We start from the raw sequence: 19,619 nt of genomic DNA on the forward strand, positions 1-19,619 counted from the left end.
TTGTTGTTCAAAGGATACGCTTCAACGGCTTTGCTTTGCCATAGTGCGGTTGTCGCCGTGGTCGTGCGGGTCGGCAGTCGCGACAGCTTGACCGGCTCAAAACGAAGACCCCGGCTGTTCGAGAAAAGCCCGTTCTTCATCGCTTGAGCGGCGTTGCAAAATCCGGTTGCGATGGGGGAAACGACCAAAACGCTCGATGATCTGGTAATGCTTGTCGGCAAACTCGCAGTAACCATTGAACAATTCGGCCTCATCCGCGCCGACGCTTTGCGCCAGCGCTTGGTACAGCGCGACCGAGCGTTGCTGCTCGGCCAACTGTTCGCTATGCTCAAACGGCAGGTAGGCGAACACCCGCTCAATGGGTCGCAGTTGCAACGCCGCGCCGCTATCCACGCATTGTTTGGCAAAACCCAAGGCAACCGAATCGAAGGAAAATGCCTTTGGCGCATCGCGGTGCATGTTGCGGGGAAACTGGTCGGTACAAATGATCAGCGCCAGCAAGCCGCGGCCAGATTCGGCCCAATAGCCGAGTTCGCCATTGGCCGCCGCTTCGGTAGTTGCGGCAAAACGGGTGCTGATTTCCCGGTCAACCTGCTCGTCTTTGCTCCACCACAGCGGTGTTTTTTCGGCCGCTGCCTCGGCCGCGGTTTGGCCGCGTCCGAACCAGAACTCAAGGATGCTATCGATGTCTTCACTCATGTTTTGCTTTTCTGGCTTTGCTCCTATGTTTGAATCGCCCATTTGGATCGCCTGTTTGCATGCTCTATTATTTGTCAAGCGTTGCCGATTTACAATACCGCTCAGGCTTTACCTTGCCCTCAATCGCGGCAAGCACGCCGCGCAGCATTTTTATTTCCTGCTCATAAGGCTGCGCTCGATTGAATAACCGAACAAGTTTTCGTTGCATTTTTGTCGACCGACCGTCGCTGAACGCGATGAGTTCTAAAACTTGCTGCAGGTGAATGTAAAAATTTTTCATGTCTGCCGCGCTAGCCATCGGTTCATTTTCAGGGTTTGGAGCAAAACTTTCCTGGCTTTCCCGACTTGCCAAACTGCGTCTTAGTTCGTACAACATCACCATTACCGCAGATGCCAGGTTCAGGGACGCAAATTCATCTTCCACGGGAATGCGCACCAAATGATGACAACGCTCCAGTTGCTCATTGGTTAAGCCGCTGCTCTCGCTGCCAAACAAAATCCCGACCTGGGAATGTGCCGCATGCACGGCGGCTTTTTCCATGGCTGCCCGCGGATCAAGAGCTTGCCACTCCATTGAGCGCAGCCTTGAAGTTGTTCCAAACACCAACGTGCAGTTGGCAATAGCCTGATCCAGATTATCAAAAACCTGTGCATTATCCAGAATGTGGTGCGCGCCTGCCGCTCGCGCATTCGCGACCGGGCTGGGATGCGCTTTGGGATTAATCAGCGTTAACTGATTGACCCCCATGTTTGCCATGGCTCTGGCGGTCGCGCCTATATTTCCCGGATGGGTAGGTTCAATGAGCACCACTCGGATATAATCAAGCTCTTTCAATTTCCCGGTTCTTTCGATTTTCCAGTTCTTTCAATTTCTATGGCCAACAAAATATTGAGCGCGATTCTGCCTCATGCGCTACTTGAAAGGAATGATTGCGTGAATAAATATCCAAGCAAGCCCCATGAACCCAATTGTTAATATCGGGATAAAAGCCGCGCGCCGCGCCGGCAGTATCATCGTGCGGCATATCGACAGAATCGATCAGTTGTCGGTGCAGAAAAAAGGCAGAAATGATTTTGTCAGCGACGTAGATCGAATGGCCGAGGAAGATATCATCGACACGATTCACTACCTCTACCCCAATCACCGAATCATCGCCGAAGAAAGCGGCCAAACACATTCTCCAGACTCCGAACATCAGGGCAAAGACGAATTTGAATGGATAATTGATCCCCTGGACGGCACCACAAACTACCTGCATGGCAACCCCAATTTTGCCGTTTCACTGGGAATACGTCACCAAGGCAGAATAGAACATGGCATTATTTTTGACCCGCTTCGGGATGAAATATACACGGCCTCGCGCGGCCAGGGCGCGCAATTGAACAACCGCAGAATACGGATAAGCGGTCGCGCCTCCATGCAACAAAGTTTAATCTGCACGGGTTATCCCAACCTGGAGGCGCATGATTTCGAGAGCGGGAATTTCGATAGCTGGTTGAAGTGCTTCAGATCCCTGCTTCCCAAAGTGGCCAGTATTCGACATTCAGGCTCGGCGGTTTTGGACCTGGCTTCCGTGGCTTGCGGTCGCACAGACGCTTTTTGGCAGCCGGGCTTAAAAATCTGGGATATCGCTGCCGGCAGCCTGTTGGTACGGGAGGCCAAAGGTCTGGTCGCGGATTTTGACGGCAACCAGGATTTCCTCGAAAGCGGCGACATCATCGCTGCCAATCAGGGCATTTTTAATGAACTGTTGGCATTGGTAAAATCAAAACTCGGCGCAACAGCATCGTCTTCATAAAGCCCGCCATGAACATGCCGTTATGAATAAGCCGTTGTCATCGGTTAAAACCGTTCAAACCGGGCGCAATACCGCATCGCACACACCAATGATGGAACAGTATCTGGGTATCAAAGCAAAATATCCCGACATGTTATTGCTTTACCGGATGGGAGATTTCTATGAGTTGTTCTACGACGATGCGAAAAAAGCGGCGAAACTTTTAGATATCACCTTAACGGCCCGGGGCAAATCTAACGGTAACCCGATTCCGATGGCCGGGGTACCCTTTCACAGCGTAGATCAATATCTGGTAAAACTGGTTAAACAGCAAATCTCGGTCGCCATTTGTGAGCAAATCGGTGATCCCAGCACTTCCACAGGGCCGGTGGAGCGAAAAGTAGTGCGGGTAATCACGCCAGGAACATTAACCGAGGAAAGCCTGCTCGCCGACCGGCAGGAAAACATCACCGCGGCGTTGTTTGACAGCGGTGGCAAAATTGGCATTGCCGCCCTGGAAATTTCCAGCGGCCGTTTCAACGGCTTTGAAGTCGAGAATCTGGAGCGGCTGTCAAGCGAAATACTGCGCTTGAACGCCGCGGAAATTCTGGTCGCGCACAATCAAGCAGGCGGGCGATTGGGCCTGCAATTGGGCCTGCACGACAACAATCGGGAAACCGAAATCCCGGATTGGTATTTCGATGAACTGCGCTCCCATCAGGTGTTATGCGAAACCTTTGCTTCACAAAGCCTGGCCGCATTCGGCAGCGCGGATTTTCCCATTGCCACGCGCGCTGCCGGCGCATTGATACGATACATTCGCGACTTGCACGGCGATGCCACGCCCCATATCAAAGGCATCCACTATGAGCAACAAAACAGCACCGTCATAATCGATGCGGTCAGTCGCAAAAACCTGGAAATTGACTCTACCCAGAATGACAAACCGAAACTGTCCCTGGTTAAACTGTTTGATCACTGCGATACGCCCATGGGCGCGAGGATGCTGCGCAGATGGTTCAATGGCCCTACTCGAAACCGCCACGAACTCGCGCAACGTCATGATGCGATAGACTGGCTATTACAAGATCAACGCTATAGCGACCTTAAGCCATTATTAAAACAAATCGGCGACCTGGAGCGCATTCTCGCCAGAGTGGCCATGAAAACCGCACGCCCGCACGACCTCGTGCGACTTAAAAATGCGCTGATGATATTGCCGGAAATAAATGCACTGATCGAATCCAGCTCATCAGAACTGATTCTTTCACTGCGGCCTGCACTCGCCGCCAAACCTGAATCCCGGGCGTTATTAGAGCGCGCGATCAAGGATGAGCCGCCGAGCGTCATCAGAGGCGGCGGCGTATTGCGCGATGAATACGACCAGCAACTCGGCGAGTTGCGTCATCTGCAACGCGACTCCGGGGACTTTCTCATCGAACTCGAAATCCGGGAAAAAGCGCGCACCGGCATCAGCGCTCTGCGCATCAGATATAACCGCGTGCATGGCTACTATATTGAACTGCCGCGCTCCAAGTCGGATCAGGTGCCCGAACAATATATCCGCCGCCAAACAATCAAGAATGCCGAACGGTTTGTCACCGAAGAATTAAAAGTGTTTGAAGATAAGATTCTGAGCGCGAATAGCAAGGCGCTGGCCCGGGAGAAGTGGCTTTACCATGACCTACTTGAGACATTAATTCCCCAAGTGGCGGATTTATTGCAGTGCGCCAATAGTCTGGCCATCCTCGATTGCCTGAACAACTACGCCGAACGCGCCATGACATTAAAGTTAAACCGCCCAAATTTAGTCGAGGATTCGGTTTTGGTCATATCTGAAGGTCGGCACCCGGTGGTAGAGAAGATGCTTGAAGGCAGTTTCATTGCCAATTCGGTGAGCCTGGATGAAAAATCAAAAATGCAAATCATCACCGGCCCGAATATGGGCGGCAAGAGTACTTATATGCGCCAAGTGGCAATTATTACCCTGCTCGCCCACACCGGTTCTTTCATACCCGCAAAATCCGCGGAAATCGGCCCGGTTGACCGCATTTACACCCGCATTGGCGCCGCGGATGACCTTGCCGGCGGCCGATCCACATTTATGGTGGAAATGACTGAAATGGCGCATATCCTCCGCAATGCAACGGAAATCAGCCTGGTGCTGGTGGACGAAATGGGACGGGGAACCAGCACCTTTGATGGCCTGGCATTGGCTTGGGCATGTGCCAAGGATTTGGCAAATCGGGTAAAGGCATTCGCTTTATTTTCCACCCACTACTTTGAACTTACCGCACTTGCCGATCAACTCAACTCAGTGAGCAATGTCCACCTTGATGCGGTTGAGCATGGCAACGACATCGTATTTTTGTATAGCGTGAAGAGCGGTCCAGCCAGTCAAAGTTACGGTCTTCAAGTCGCCCGGCTGGCCGGCGTGCCCGATGAAGTGATAGAAGATTCACGGCTAAAACTGCATAGCATGGAAGACCAATATGTGGGAATCGCCAATGCCGAAAAATCAGTTGCGCCGCAATCCAGTTTATTTCCCGCGACCCTGCCGAAAGAACAAGCGGTAATCGCCAAACTTAAAAGCATCGCGGTCGATCAAACCTCACCGCGCGAAGCGTTGAATATTTTGTACGAGCTGAGTAAATTGATTAGATAATATTTGGTTCAAGATACTATAAAGGATGATTTCGGAAAGCCTTCAATAGATGTCTGTACATGTTTTCATGTCGCATATTGTACCTAAATTCACACTCTTTCAAAGGAGTCCGGCTACGCCGGACGACATATTTTAACTGGATTCCCGCCTGCGGCGAGAATGACAAATAAGGGTCGTCATTGCCCGGCTTGTTCCGGGCAATCCAGTTATTAAACCGTTCGGCGTAGCCGAACTCCTTATTATCGCGGCTTCGCCACTCTGGATTCCCGCCTGCCGGCGAGAATGACAAATAAGGGTCGTCATTGCCCGGTCCATATTATTATTATTGGCCGGGCAATCCAGTGGAATATGCCGTCCGGCGTAGCCGGACTCATTTGCGGCGTAGCCGCCGGTTTGTGTCTGGCAAAGCCGGATGCCAAAAGGAGTCACGCTACGCGTGACAGTTATTTAACTGGATTCCCGCCTTCGGCGAGAATGACGGCCGAGCTGAAGCGGGTAGATTTAATCATATCCAGTACGTCTACAGTATAAACTACTTTAACCCGGTCGCACTAGGTATGCGGTATATTCAATCAGGAAAAATTAGCTTGCTGTACTATTTAGCCCCTCTGTCTGTTATTTCCATTATCGTAACAATTCGCTATTTCAGTATAAAAACATACTGGGACGCTTAGATGCCGAAGATTTGTAGCGTGAACAATTTAAGTTTTTCTTATCCGGGAAAAACAGTCCTGGAAAACGCGAATATGACTTTTGAAAGCGGTAAAACCTACGGATTACTTGGCCCAAATGGTTCGGGTAAAACGACATTTCTTGAGCTATTGTTTAATCGTCTAGACCCTCAGGCGGGAAATGTTAAGTGGCGAGTTGCGAATATCGATCGATTTTACTTAAAACAGAATATAACTGTTCCAAATGCAGTGACTATGGGTAAGTTTATTGAAATGATTTTCAGAGTCAATCAGGGAAAATATTCCGAAGAAAGATTCATGGAGTATTTACCAAATGCATGGGAAGAAAAATATAAGTCGATTAGAAATAAAAGACCATTTAATGCGAGCATAGGAGAAAATAGATTTGTTAGTGTTATATCTTCTTTACATTTGGATTCGCAATTTTTAGCATTAGATGAACCAACGGTTGCCATGGATGTTTCGACTAGAAATTGTTTTTGGAAAGAGATTGAAAAAAGAAAAACTCTGGGGCGATCAACTTTGATTACCTCACATTATTTGGAAGAAATGGATGGCAATATTGATTATTTAGTAACTTTGAAAAATAGAGAGCTAAATTATCTTGAAAACCTGGGGCTTTTCAAAGAAAAATATTCATTTGGGAGCAACAATATCAATAATGCATTTTCGAATTACTTTCTCTAGGAATCTGTCGGATTTGAATTCAGAAAAAGGGGCCAGGATGGCTCTGGCATGATTCGCATACAGGATTTTGAATGTTGTCTCTATGTGAAGAAAATCCGTATCTGCAATACTTTGTGGGGCTTGCTGGTTATCAAATGGCCATCCCATACCCATCCCATAGCGTCAATAATAGCTGGAAGGGATCAACATAGATTAAATCAATAAATTGCTTGGGGAAAAACCGGCAAAAAAATAGCGCGCCGCACTTGCGCATGCGCTCGAATAACACATACAATATCACCTCTTTTTAGACCGATACCGGAGCTTTTCTGAAGATGACTTATGTGGTGGTCGAATCGTGCATTCGCTGCAAACTGACCGACTGTGTCGAGGTCTGCCCGGTCGATTGTTTCCATGAGGGTCCTAACTTTTTAGTTATCGACCCCGAAGAATGTATTGATTGCAGTTTGTGCGAGCCGGAATGCCCGGTTAACGCCATTTATTCAGAAGATGAAGTGCCGGAAGACCAAAAGCATTTCCTGGAATTGAACGCCGAGTTAAGTGAAGCCTGGCCGGTGATCGCCGAGATGAAACCGCACCCTGATGATTGGGAAGAGTGGAAGGATGTCAAGGATAAACTGCAACACCTGAAACGGTAGCGGCCCGATTAAAACAACTGTAGCAAAACAATCGCAGCAAAACGACCACCGCGGTTTTCCCGCGAAACCACCTCGCCCTGAACGGTTCATGCTCCGGTTTTAATGCTTATGAAATCCGACCCCCCGACCACGATATATTTAAAAGATTATCGGCCGCCGGATTTTGTTATTACCCATTCTGATCTCAATATAACGCTGGGATTTGAAACCACTGTCGTGCATGGCCGCCATAAAGCGGTCCGAAAAAATGCGAGCGCGGGCAATCTGGAATTACACTGCGAGCTAATGGAGGTCCAGTCCATTGCGGTGAATGGAACGCGACTTGATGCCGGGCAATTCAGTCAATCGGATTCGCGTTTGATCATCTACGATACGCCGCAACATTTTACCCTGGACATCGTAAACACCATCGATCCTTCTCAAAATACGGCATTGAGCGGGCTTTACCAATCCGGCGATATGCTGTGTAGCCAATGCGAGGCTGAAGGTTATCGGCGGATCACCCCAGGCATCGATCGACCGGATAACCTGGCAATTTATAAGGTGAAACTGAGTGCTGATAAATCAACCTTCCCGGTTTTACTGTGTAACGGTAATCTGGTCGAGAGTGGTGATGATAAAATTTTTCACTACACGATCTGGCACGACCCGTTCCCCAAGCCAACCTATTTATTCGCCATTGTTGCGGGAAAATTAAACTGCCTTGAAGACCATTTTGAAACCATGAACGGGCGTATTGTGAACTTGAAATTCTACGCGCGCGACCGGGATATCGAGAAATGCGCTCACGCCATGGCGTCGTTAAAGAACGCCATGCGCTGGGATGAGCAGGTTTATGGTCGGGAATATGATCTCGATCTGTTTAACGTAGTGGCCGTGGATGATTTCAATATGGGTGCGATGGAAAACAAGAGCCTGAATGTTTTCAATACCAAATACATATTAGCGGATTCGAAAATGGCGACGGACGACGATTTCCAAAATGTTGAAGGGGTGATTGGCCATGAATACTTTCATAATTGGTCGGGTAATCGGGTGACCTGCCGCGACTGGTTCCAATTGAGTCTAAAAGAAGGCTTCACCGTATTTCGCGAGCAGGCGTTCAGCGCGGACATGGGCGGCCGCGGGGTCAAGCGTATCGATGATGTTAACGCTCTGCGCGCTCACCAGTTCAAGGAGGACGCCAGTCCGATGGCGCACCCGGTGCGCCCGGATTCTTACCAGGAAATTAACAACTTTTACACGGCTACGGTATATGACAAAGGCGCTGAAGTGGTCAGAATGATTCGTACCCTGCTGGGTTCAGAGCTGTTTCGCAAAGGCACTGATTTTTATTTTGAAAAATTTGACGGTCAGGCAGTCACCACGGATGAGTTTGTCTGCGCCATGGAAACGGTGAGCAATCAAGATTTAACCCAATTCAAGCATTGGTATTCCCAGGCCGGCACACCGCGGGTGGAAATCGAGACCCACTTTGATAGCGACAACGCTTGCTACGAAATAAAAATGCGCCAGACCTGCCCGGCGACGCCCGGACAAGAACATAAGCAACCCTTTGTCATTCCCATTAAAACCGCGTTATTCAGTGCGGCCGGTGAAAAACTGCTATTGAACGATAACGTTGATGAACTTACGTTAATTCTTGATAAATCGGAGCAATCCTACAAAATTACCGGAATTGATAATCCACCCATACCCTCATTGCTAAGAGGATTCAGCGCACCTGTTGAGATGAATTTACCGCTCAGCGATGATCATCTGGAAACGCTTTTAACCCACGATGACGATTCGTTTAACCGTTGGGAGGCCGGGCAAAAACTGTTTTTAAAGCAACTGCTTGGCGACATTGCCGATATTCAGGCGGGCGCGCCATGCAACGAAAACGAAAGGCTGGCACGGGTTTTTACCGCGACCTTGAGCGCGGCGCCAACCGACAATTCCGACGACCGCGCTTTCCTCGCCACATTGCTGACGCTGCCCAACGCCGCCTATATCAGCGAGCAGATATCGCCCATCGATCCGGTCGCGATTGAACTATCGAGAAAGCAATTGAAAACCTTTTTGGCGACCTCGACTCAGGATAAGTTGTTGGCTTGCTACCATCGATGTCAGTCCATGAATACCGGAAAACCGGATGTCGATCAAATGGCCGCGCGCGCTCTGCGGGATACCTGTCTGGATTATTTGAACGCGCTGAATGATCATGAATCGCAATCGCTGTGCTTGACGCAATTGAAAAATTCTCGTTGCATGACGGATTCCGCGTCCGCAATCGCCGGTATCGCCAACTCGCTGCGCGATGACAAACAACAACTGCTGGATGATTTTTACCAGCGCTGGAGCGCGGAGCCGCTGGTAGTGGATATGTGGCTACGCGCTCAGGCAACATTCGCCCACCACTCAACTTTGCACACCGTGAAAAAATTAACCGAACATCCCGGATTTGATTTTACCAACCCGAATAAAGTTTACGCGCTAATTTCAGGATTTACCCACGGCAATCCATTTTGTTTTCATGCCGCTGACGGATCGGGTTATCAATTCATCACCCGCTGGATTGAAAAACTTGATCCCATAAACCCGCAAGTCGCCGCGCGCTTGGTCTCGGCGTTAAATGGCTGGAGCAAATATAAATCGGGTATTCGGGGCAAGATGAAAAAAACGCTGGTGGAAATTTCGTCGCTGCCGAATCTATCGCGCGATGTCCATGAGATCGTCGAGAAGAATTTAGCCTGATGAATCTAACGCAAGAGAGAAGCGGCACGGGTTCGCTACGCTCATGACAAACCTTTATTATCCCGTCATTATCGGACTTGATCCGATAATCCAGTGAAACACAGGCGGCGATAGCCGCACTACTTAGCAATGACGGCGAGGCCGGTGCGCAACTCGAATTGTGGTTTTGGTAGATTTTTGCTCCCGGCAAAATCTGCACTTCCGCCATCCCTGGCAGTCGGCAAATAATTGCTCCCGCATTATTTGCACTTCCGCCTTCCCTGGCAGTCGGCAAATAATTGTTCCCGACATTATTTGCACTTCCGCCTTCCCTGGCGGTCGGCAAATAATTGTTCCCGACATTATTTGCACTTCCGCCATCCTTGGCGGTCGTGTCCCGCTACGCGAGACGCATATTTAACTGGATTCCAACCCCTGTTTTCACAGGGGTGACGTTCTTTCGTTGGAATGACGGCCCGGGCTGGAAGAGATATAATGTTGCATGCCATTATCAACTGTGCCGTTCTGCCTTCCCCTTCTTGCGCCGTTTGCATAGAATGGTGATGGATTGAACACGGAGCATGCACATGAAAAAAAACATCATCGCGATTGAGTTTTCGTTTCTGGTGTTGTGGAGTTCGGGCTTTATCGGCGCGAAATACGGTTTGCCGCACGCCGGCACTTTTACCCTGCTGTTCTTTCGCTACTTGATACTGTCGGTCGTGCTGTTTGCATGGCTCGGCGCACGCCGCCAATTACATTTCGGCGGCGTTGCACAAATTAGACGCGCCGCAGTGATGGGCTTGCTGGCGCATTGCGTCTGGCTGGTCGCCGTGCTGAAGGCCATCGACCTCGGCGTCGCCCCGGGCATTGCCGCATTGGTCGCCGCTTTGCAACCGATGGTCACGGGGGTTGTCGTCGGCCCGCTCCTTGATGAAAAAGTCAACCGCTGGCAATGGGCCGGGTTGTCGGTCGGCTTCCTCGGAGTGGTGTTCGTGGTCGCCGACCGCATCGGCGGTAGCGGCGCAACCGCACCTTGGTGGGCTTACCTGCTTCCTTTTGTCTCCACATTAAGTTTGACCGCGGCCACCGTCTATCAGCGCTCGCTGGAAATCAAATCGCCCAAGGGATTCCTGCCGGTCATGAACAACCTCGCCGTGCAATGCGCGGCGACCGCGATTGTTCTGCTCCCCTTCGCGCTCTCGCTGGAGAACATGCAAGCCGATTGGAACGCCGACTTCCTGTTCGCCCTGGTATGGCTGATATTCGTCGTCTCCCTCGGAGCGTATGCCTTGCTGATTCTGTTGATCAAAAAATGCCAAGCGACCAGAGTCGCCAGTTTGCTTTACCTGACCCCGCCCGTGACCATGGTGATGGACTACCTTGCTTTCGGGAATGCGGTGACCAGAAACGGCATGATTGGCTTGGCGATTGCCGCCGTGGGAGTTTTCTTGGTGCACCGCGGTGAGAGCAAGCGGTCGGGGGACGGATAGGCGCGATGCGCTTTGCTGGAAATGGTGCGGCTTGCGCCACCTGTGGTTGGCTGTTGTCATAACCCGCTCTGATTTTGCAAGTGTTTTTTTCATGCCATAGCGGGGTTGCAGGGTGTGCCGCTTTTGAGCGCCCCGAAGATGATGCGAACGAGTTTGTGCATGCTGGCGCATACATACCAGTGCGGGCTTGATGCCCAAGTTGTCATTCGCGCTCGGAAACAACGGCGGGGACAAACAGTGAATCGGTGTCTCGCCCCTTGGATTATCTCGGTCTTTATCCACCGTTCCCGGCCCTTTCCAGGAACCAATGATTGTGCCAGCCGGAGAAGAATCAGTCCAAACAGCGACTCAATCCATGCCGCACTGGTCGCGTATGGATTATCAGGTCAAGCCCGATAATGACGAGAAAAAAAGGATTCGCCATTTCTCGCCTGTGAATGTCGCCGTCTTAAATCAGAGGTTCCCTAAATTAAACCACACCTATCCACCATGGCACATATTTTATCCAGCGCACCTTTGTTTTCGCCAATAAGCTCCCTGCCTGCCGAGCCATATTGATCTCTGATTACCGGGTCGTTAAGCAACTTTACCACCACCTCGCAAAGTTCATCGCTGTTCATAATCTGGATGCCGGCCCCCTTGGCCAATACCAAATCAGAAATTTCCTGGAAATTAAACATGTGCGGCCCAAATATGGCAGCGACCCCAGCCGCGCAGGCTTCCAGCACATTATGTCCTCCGGCGGGTGCCAGACTACCGCCGATAAACGCAACATCACCTGCGGCGATGAGCAGCGTCAGCTCACCCATGGTATCGGCCACATAAATTTCAGTATCTTGTGGAATCCCGGTATTGGATTGCGATCTCAAAACAGTTTTACATCCATAACCGGTGGCTAACTTGAAAACCGCGGAAAATCGTTCCGGGTGACGAGGAACCAACACCAGCAATAAATTTTCAATCTCTTTGCGGGCTTTTAGATAGGCATCGATCACCTGCGATTCCTCACCTTCATGGGTGCTGCCCGCCACCCAAACCGGCCGCTCCCATCCCAGATCGCGTCGGACAGACTGAGCGGCTTCCATAACACTGGCGGGCAGCGTCATTTCAAACTTGATGCTTCCAGTCACTTCAACGGTATCGGCGTTGGCGCCAATGTTAATCAAGCGCTCCGCATCCGCCTTGGCCTGAACTGCAAACTGGCTGACTTTTTTTAGCGTTGGCGCGAATAATTTTTTAAATCGCAAATACCCTTTATGAGATCTGGAGGACAATCTGACATTGGTATAGATCATTGGAATTTGCCTGTTGTGACATTCATTGATCAAATTTGGCCAGATCTCGGTCTCCATCACCATCGCCAATTGCGGTCGTAGCACATTCAAAAACCGCTTGACTGCTCCAGGATAATCGTAGGGTAAATAACAATGCTGCACGCTTTCCCCAAATACTTTGAGTACGCGATCTGAACCGGTCGGTGTCATAGTGGTGATGGTAATTGCTTTGCCCGGGAAACTGGCCAGTAAGTTTTTCACTAATGGCACTGCGGCATTGACCTCGCCGACGGATACCGCGTGTATCCAGATGCCGTCCGAATACGCATCGTCCTTGGTCGAATTATGTTTAACCTTCGGCAACAGCAGATTAAATCCAAAACGCTGAGATATTTTGGTCAGGTATTGCTTGTTGCGGCTAGTCCGATACAGCAATCGAATCATCACCACTGGCAAGGCGAAGTAAAGAACAATTCTATAGAGCGTGAGCATGGCGATAACTGTAAGCCTGAGCGGAACAATAAAGATTGTTCGTGCTGTGCTAATTTCTGGTTAATCTGTGGCCTATTCCTTGGCCCAGTCTCTGGGTTTGAGATAATAACGAATCAGGTTTTCTTCTTCGCTGCCCGGTTGCGGCTGCCAGTTATAGTGCCACTCCACTGCTGGCGGCATGGACATTAATATGGATTCCGTGCGTCCCTCTGACTGCAAGCCAAAAATCGTTCCACGATCATAAATCAAGTTAAATTCCACATAACGACCTCGGCGATAGCATTGATAGCGTCTGTTAGCATCGTTGTACTTCATGTGTCTTCGCCTTTCGACTATGGGCATATAGGCATCGAGAAAACTGTTGCCGACACTCTGCATCAATGAGAAAGATTCGGTAAAACCAGGTTCATTGAAATCATCGAAAAACAACCCGCCTATTCCTCTGGGCTCGTTTCTGTGCGTTATAAAAAAATATTGGTCACACTGTGCCTTGAATTTATCATAAAAATCCGGATCAAATTTATCGCAAGCTGATTTGGCCGTTTGATGCCAGTGTTTGCAATCTTCCGCAAACCCATAATATGGCGTTAAGTCATAGCCGCCTCCAAACCACCAGACCGGATGACTTGATTCGGGGTCGGCGATGAAAAAACGCACATTCATATGCGCGCTCGGCACAAACGGATTCAGCGGATGCATGACCACAGATACGCCGGCAGCCGCAAACGGCTTACCGGCTATATGGTCTCTGGATGCGGTTGCCGCATCGGGCAAACTGTTTCCTTTGATGTGAGAGAAATTAACCCCGCCTTTTTCAAATACCTGACCATTTTCTATCATCCGGGTAATTCCGCCACCGCCAGTTTCATAGGTCCATCGGTCATGATGGAAAGGCAGTTCTGGATTAAATTCCTGAAATCGGTCGCAACATTGAATTTGCAACTGCTTTAAAAAGGCGGCTACCTGATCAACATCTGGATGCTCATTTGCAACAGTCAACAATCTACGCCCGCTTTAAATGACTAGTTTCTGAGGTATTCACCGGTTATGCCATCACGGATAATGGTGGGTGAACTCGCGCAACCAATCGATCCTTCCATAATACAATCAATCTCATCACCAAATTGTTGGGCAACCGCCGTAGCGGAGCGCAAGATTGAGCGGCGGGAGCGATTCGCGCTGGTAGAAACGACAGCCATGCCAGCAGCACGACACAGCGCTTTGACCTGACGGTGCCTGGAAACTCGCACAGCAATCGTGGGATGATTTCCACGCAGCCAGCGGGAAACGCTTGGTCTGGCAGGCAGCACCCAGGTATAAGGTCCGGGCCAACCAGCCAGAAATTCATCGGTAAACTCTTGCGGCAGAGGCTTCAAAAAACGGCGTAATCTGCATAGATGATCTGCTATTAAAATTAATCCTTTATGCTTGCTTCTTCGTTTAATCTGGAGAATGCGGCGCAGTGCGCTATGATTTTCAGGATCGCAGCCCAAGCCATAACATGATTCTGTAGGGTAAGCGACCACGCCACCCCGGCGCAGAATATTCGCCGTTTCCAAGGCTGAGGCGAGAATCAACTTTTGCTCAATTCGCCGTTGTTTAATCCCGCCATGTTTAATTCCATCCTGTCTCATTATTTCTGGTTTCATTATTCCTTGTTTAATTCCAGTTGCAGCCTGGCATCTTTGCGCCTTATTTGTTCGGCGTTTTCTTCCCTATCGGCTCGAATTCTCTTATCTATTCCTTGATCTGATAGCGCCAAAATCTGCGCCGCCAGATAACCCGCGTTTTTCGCGCCGGCCTTGCCAATTGCCATACTGGCGACCGGGATGCCGCCCGGCATTTGCACCGTGGACAACAACGCATCCTGGCCATTCAGCGGCCCGCCGTCCAACGGCACGCCAATGACCGGTTTTATGGTCAAGCCGGCTACAACGCCGGCCAGATGGGCCGCCAACCCGGCCGCGGCGATGAATATGGCGCAGCCTCTTTGCTCGGCATCTTTTACGTAGTCATGAGTCGCTTGCGGCGTTCGGTGCGCCGAAGTGATTTTCGCTTCCCATGGGACTTTCAGTTTGTCCAGCACCTGAAATGTGGACTGCATAACCGGCAAGTCTGAATCAGACCCGATTAAAACGGCGACGAAAGGTGTTGTCATGCTGATTTTTTCATGCTGATGTCGCGCTTCATATTTTTTTCTCCCCCGATATTTTACTGCCTATTTTACCGCCTGTTTTATTGCTCGGTGTCCAATATCATCCCGGTACCAGCAACCTTCCCAATGCACGGATTTCGCTAACGCATAGGCGCGCCGCTGCGCATCTTCAATTTCGTTGCCCAACGCCGTGGCGCACAGCACCCGACCGCCAGCGGTAATGACTTGCCCATGCTCCGATTTGGTGCCGGCATGAAATATTTTCACGCCCGCGTCAATGCCATGATCAAGGCCATGATCAAGGCCATGGTCAACACTCTCATCATAGGCCGAATCCAAACCCTTGACTATCTGCCCTTGGTCATAGGCATTCGGATATCCATCGGCGGCAATCACGACGCCGAGCGCCGCCCGCGCATCCCATGTTGCTGTTTGTTGATCGAGCGTGCCGTCCAAAGCGGCCAAGCACAGCGTCACCAGATCCGATTTCAGCCGCATCATAATCGGCTGTGTTTCGGGATCGCCCAAGCGGCAGTTGTACTCCAGAACTTTGGCAATGCCATCGCCGCCAATCATCACCCCAGCGTACAAAAATCCAGTATAGGGGATATCTTCGGCTACAAGACCGGCAACGGTGGGCCGCAAAATTTGCTGCATGATCGCGGCATGGGTTTTGTCGTCAACAATGGCGGCCGGAGAATATGCGCCCATGCCGCCGGTATTCGGACCCGTGTCGCCGTTGAACGCCGCCTTGTGGTCCTGGCTTGAAGCCATGGCTAAAATATGCTCGCCGTCCACCATGCAGATGAAACTCGCTTCCTCTCCCCCCACAAACTCTTCGATAAGCACGCGCTTGCCGGCGTCGCCAAATCGATTTTTGGATAACATGTCGGTGATGGCTTGGTCGCCTTGTTGCAGCGTATCGGCAATGATGACACCTTTGCCGGCAGCCAGCCCGTCCGCTTTTATTACTGCTGGCAACTTCACGGCGCGCAGATATTCCAGCGCCGGCGATAACTCGGCGAAGCTTTTATAATCTGCCGTGGCAATCGCGTGGCGCGACATAAATTGCTTGGCAAAGGTTTTCGATCCTTCCAGTTGCGCTGCTTTTTGTGAGGGCCCAAAGCATTTTAGCCCGGCGCGATGAAACCGGTCGACGATGCCGTTTACCAGCGGCTGTTCGGGGCCTATGATAGTGAGATCGATTTCAGCCCGCTCGGCAAAGCCAATCAGCGCATCGAAGTCATCCGCCGCGATGCTGACATTACGCACGCCGGGTTCGCGCTCGGTTCCGGCGTTGCCCGGCGCGACATAAACTGTGGCAACGCGAGGCGACTGACTTATTTTCCACGCCAATGCATGCTCACGCCCGCCGCCGCCGACCACTAATACTTTCATTTGTCCGCGTCTAATCAGGTCCAATCCGGGCCAATCAGGGAATGATGATTGGCTGAAGAACATCATCGCCAGTTTTGAAAATCCGGTCTGGTCCAGCAGAAATCAACACATACCTATCGACATGCTGCTCAATGCGAATTGCGCCGCCCCAGCCGTCGTTGATTTCGCCGGCATTCAGGCGGTCGATGAACATTGAAATAACCGGCTGCGACTGAGTGGGTTGCGCATTATCGGTAAGCAGCAAAATTTTCAGCGTTGTCGCCAGGCCGCTTAAAATCAGCGAAGTGCGGGCAAGTGTTGCTTTCTCAGCAACGTCTTTCAGCATGGAGCCATCTCCCCGCATCTGGGTGCCCGAGCCCGGCAACACATCCTTGATTTGCTCGCCGTATTGCTGCAGAAATCGGGTGGCCACGTAATTGCTGACCAACATGGTCGAAACCAGGGCAATGGCGACGCCGCCCCAAACCGCGCGTTTGCTGACCCCGCCTTTATTTAAATAATGTTGCTCTGCCTGTGGATGTTCCATGGCCTGGTTGGCGGCAGTCGCCGCCGCTCTAAAATAGAGATAATTCGCCAGCACGGGCCATATCAATACCCAAACAAGGTAAACGGGACCAGGACTTGCCCATAACATCAACCCGGCCCCGCCAAGCACATTCAGCGCCGCCCATAACCACATTTTTCGATACAGCGCCCAAAAAAAGAACGCGAAAAATGCGGGCCAGTGCCAGGTAATTTTGAATGCCGGTTTGCGGGGATCGCCGAACTTACTGAACTGCGGTTGATAATAGTCCGTATTACTTTTGACAAATCGCATCAGCAGGGTTTGAAGTTTTTCCTTGCTTGACGGCGGGTTCTTGCTTGACTGCTGAGTCTCGTCGCTGGCCGATGACTCGTCTGCGGCTGATTCTGTTGCAATTTCAGCTTCCGGAATTTCCTCTATGGTGCATTGCGCGCCGACTTTGCGGATGTTTTTACAAATCATTTCCGCTTGATCTTTGTCGTATTGTTTTTTTAGCGGCACGGCGTTTCCCTTCAATAAATTCTCCATAGTGCTGGCGCGCGCATTAAACAAGTTCGCAAGTCCCTGGACAACCTCTCGACGGTCGTATTCGGGCATGACCTTGCCGCCGAGTATCACTTTGTATTTTGCCGATGATGTCATCGCCCAATATTCACTTGCGGTCAGTGTCGAAAATGCCGCATTGCGGTGAACACCATGGCGAAGCCATGCTCGTTGGCGGCGGCGATCACCTCGTCATCGCGCTGCGCGCCGCCGGGCTGAATCACCGCCGTGACGCCCGCCGACGCGGCATGATCGAGACCATCTCGAAAGGGGAAAAACGCATCCGACGCCATGACGGCATGTTTAACTTCAAGTCCGGCGTGTTGCGCTTTAAGCGCCGCAATCCGCGCCGAGTTCACTCGACTCATTTGTCCGGCGCCGATACCGATGGTCATTTGATTCAATGCGTAAACTATGGCATTGGATTTGACAAATTTCGCCACTTTCCAGGCAAACAACAAATCCTGCATTTCCATCTCGCTGGGCGCGCGTTTTGTGACCACGTCCAATGTATCAAAAAGTGTAGCGTCCATCTCCTGAATCAGAAGCCCGCCGTTCACTTTCTTGAAATCCAAAAGCGCGCCGCCGAATGCCTTGCTATCCGATGTCATGTCATCCGACTGGTCATCCGACTTGCCATCCGCCGCCGAGCTGTCGCTATCATTCCAGTGCCCGGTTTCAAGCGCTCGCAGGTTTGGTTTTTTCGCCAGCAGGTCCTGTGCCTCTCTGGATATTTCAGGCGCGACGATGACTTCAACAAATTGTTGGGCAATGATCTCTTTTGCCGTTTCCGCTTCCAGGGCGGAGTTGAACGCGATGATGCCGCCGAAAGCGGATTCTGCATCAGTGCGATAGGCCCGCTGATAAGCAAGCAGTTGATTATCGGCGATGGCAACGCCGCACGGATTGGCGTGTTTGACGATGACACAAGCGGCGCTCCCGGCAAATTGTTTAACGCATTCCATCGCCGTGTCGGTATCGGCGATGTTGTTGAACGAGAGTTCTTTGCCTTGCACTTGGTGCGGGAAGATGTCGTGGTCGTCAACATCGTTGTCGCGGGCGACATAAAGCGCGGCGCGTTGATGCGGGTTTTCGCCGTAGCGCAATGCTTGTTTTTTGCGAAACTGCAAGTTGATGGTGCGCGGGAACAGGGCGCGGTTATTGCCATGGACGGCATGTATGTCGCGGGCGCAGGATGCGCAGGAGCGACCGCTGGCATCGACCATCGTGCCGAGGTAGTTGGCGATGGCGCCGTCGTATGCGGCAGTGTGTTCAAAGGCTTTTACGGCTAAATCGAATCGCAGCGCCCTGGAAATTTTGCCCTGGTTGCTTTCGAGTTCGGACAAGACCCGCGCATAATCGTTGACATCCACCACCACCGTTACCTCGGCATAATTTTTCGCCGCCGCTCTTAACATGGCGGGGCCGCCGATGTCGATGTTTTGCAAGGCTAAATCCAGCGTGCAATCCGGTTTGGCGATGGCTTGCTGGAATGGATACAAGTTGACCACCACCAAATCGATCGGCGCAATTTGATGCGCCTGCATGACTTCGCGGTCTTGTTCCCGCCGGCCTAATAGGCCGCCATGAATTTTCGGATGCAAGGTCTTGACCCGACCCTGCATGATTTCGGGAAATCCAGTGTGGTCGCTGACCTCGATAACGGCAATGCCCCGGCCCGATAACAACCTTGCCGTGCCGCCGGTGGATATAATTTCAATTTCAAGCCGGTTCAGGGAGGCGGCGAATTCCACGATCTCGCGCTTGTCGGAAACGCTAATCAGCGCACGGCCAACTGGGTGTGTCATCGAATTGTTCCAGTCTTAAAATAGGAGGCAACGCGGCGAAGCGACCTCGCGGAGCGAAT

16 protein-coding genes are annotated in these 19,619 nt (G+C 51.1%); 7 read left to right on the forward strand and 9 right to left on the reverse strand.

Annotated elements, in window-relative coordinates; all coding sequences use genetic code 11:
• Positions 1-96: 96 nt before the first annotated feature.
• Together ACP158_RS12465 and ACP158_RS12470 are read right to left on the reverse strand one after the other, a co-directional pair.
• Positions 97-699 carry a DUF924 family protein gene (locus ACP158_RS12465; RefSeq protein ID WP_424946443.1) on the reverse strand — a complete coding sequence of 201 codons (603 nt, stop codon included), beginning with the start codon at positions 697-699 and terminating at the stop codon, positions 97-99.
• Between the two features lie 67 nt (positions 700-766).
• Complete coding sequence (locus tag ACP158_RS12470; RefSeq protein ID WP_424946444.1) at positions 767-1,534, reverse strand: RNA methyltransferase; 768 nt, start codon at positions 1,532-1,534, stop codon at positions 767-769.
• 124 nt (positions 1,535-1,658) lie between these two features.
• On the opposite strand from ACP158_RS12470, the gene ACP158_RS12475 reads away from it, so the two are divergent.
• The 7 genes from ACP158_RS12475 to ACP158_RS12505 all read left to right on the forward strand — a co-directional run bounded on the left by ACP158_RS12475 (position 1,659) and on the right by ACP158_RS12505 (position 11,367).
• Complete coding sequence (locus ACP158_RS12475; protein WP_424946445.1) at positions 1,659-2,498, forward strand: inositol monophosphatase family protein; 840 nt, start codon at positions 1,659-1,661, stop codon at positions 2,496-2,498.
• 88 nt (positions 2,499-2,586) lie between these two features.
• Complete coding sequence (mutS, locus tag ACP158_RS12480; protein WP_424946446.1) at positions 2,587-5,142, forward strand: DNA mismatch repair protein MutS; 2,556 nt, start codon at positions 2,587-2,589, stop codon at positions 5,140-5,142.
• Between the two features lie 282 nt (positions 5,143-5,424).
• Entirely contained in the window at positions 5,425-5,673 is a 249-nt protein-coding gene (locus tag ACP158_RS12485) for a hypothetical protein (RefSeq protein WP_424946447.1), read from the forward strand.
• 143 nt (positions 5,674-5,816) lie between these two features.
• A complete protein-coding gene (locus ACP158_RS12490) occupies positions 5,817-6,521 on the forward strand; it encodes an ATP-binding cassette domain-containing protein (protein WP_424946448.1) in 705 nt (234 codons plus the stop codon).
• A 314-nt stretch (positions 6,522-6,835) separates the two neighbouring features.
• Positions 6,836-7,159 carry a ferredoxin FdxA gene (gene fdxA, locus ACP158_RS12495; RefSeq protein WP_424946449.1) on the forward strand — a complete coding sequence of 108 codons (324 nt, stop codon included), beginning with the start codon at positions 6,836-6,838 and terminating at the stop codon, positions 7,157-7,159.
• A 108-nt stretch (positions 7,160-7,267) separates the two neighbouring features.
• Positions 7,268-9,895: an aminopeptidase N gene (pepN, locus tag ACP158_RS12500; protein WP_424946450.1), complete on the forward strand. Its 2,628-nt coding sequence runs from the start codon at positions 7,268-7,270 to the stop codon at positions 9,893-9,895.
• A 566-nt stretch (positions 9,896-10,461) separates the two neighbouring features.
• Positions 10,462-11,367, forward strand: coding sequence for a DMT family transporter (locus tag ACP158_RS12505; protein WP_424946451.1), 906 nt, complete (start codon positions 10,462-10,464; stop codon positions 11,365-11,367).
• A gap of 464 nt (positions 11,368-11,831) precedes the next feature.
• Here ACP158_RS12505 and waaA read toward each other — a convergent pair whose 3' ends face one another.
• The 7 genes from waaA to purH form a co-directional block, all read right to left on the reverse strand.
• A complete protein-coding gene (gene waaA, locus ACP158_RS12510; RefSeq protein WP_424946452.1) occupies positions 11,832-13,133 on the reverse strand; it encodes a lipid IV(A) 3-deoxy-D-manno-octulosonic acid transferase in 1,302 nt (433 codons plus the stop codon).
• 72 nt (positions 13,134-13,205) lie between these two features.
• Positions 13,206-14,132 carry an oxygen-dependent coproporphyrinogen oxidase gene (gene hemF, locus ACP158_RS12515; protein WP_424946453.1) on the reverse strand — a complete coding sequence of 309 codons (927 nt, stop codon included), beginning with the start codon at positions 14,130-14,132 and terminating at the stop codon, positions 13,206-13,208.
• A gap of 23 nt (positions 14,133-14,155) precedes the next feature.
• Positions 14,156-14,782 (reverse strand): L-threonylcarbamoyladenylate synthase, encoded by a 627-nt coding sequence (locus tag ACP158_RS12520; protein ID WP_424946454.1) that lies wholly within the window; start codon positions 14,780-14,782, stop codon positions 14,156-14,158.
• Positions 14,782-15,291: a 5-(carboxyamino)imidazole ribonucleotide mutase gene (purE, locus tag ACP158_RS12525; protein ID WP_424946455.1), complete on the reverse strand. Its 510-nt coding sequence runs from the start codon at positions 15,289-15,291 to the stop codon at positions 14,782-14,784. Before purE ends, ACP158_RS12520 begins: the two co-directional genes overlap by 1 nt.
• A 60-nt stretch (positions 15,292-15,351) precedes the next feature.
• Positions 15,352-16,686, reverse strand: a complete 1,335-nt coding sequence (gene purD, locus ACP158_RS12530) for a phosphoribosylamine--glycine ligase (protein WP_424948467.1) — start codon at positions 16,684-16,686, stop codon at positions 15,352-15,354.
• A 34-nt stretch (positions 16,687-16,720) separates the two neighbouring features.
• Positions 16,721-17,851: a hypothetical protein gene (locus ACP158_RS12535; protein WP_424946456.1), complete on the reverse strand. Its 1,131-nt coding sequence runs from the start codon at positions 17,849-17,851 to the stop codon at positions 16,721-16,723.
• Between the two features lie 20 nt (positions 17,852-17,871).
• Positions 17,872-19,560: a bifunctional phosphoribosylaminoimidazolecarboxamide formyltransferase/IMP cyclohydrolase gene (purH, locus tag ACP158_RS12540; protein ID WP_424946457.1), complete on the reverse strand. Its 1,689-nt coding sequence runs from the start codon at positions 19,558-19,560 to the stop codon at positions 17,872-17,874.
• Positions 19,561-19,619: the final 59 nt, after the last annotated feature.

It is taken from the genome of Candidatus Spongiihabitans sp. (assembly GCF_965247905.1).
Lineage (GTDB): Bacteria > Pseudomonadota > Gammaproteobacteria > Arenicellales > Poriferihabitantaceae > Spongiihabitans.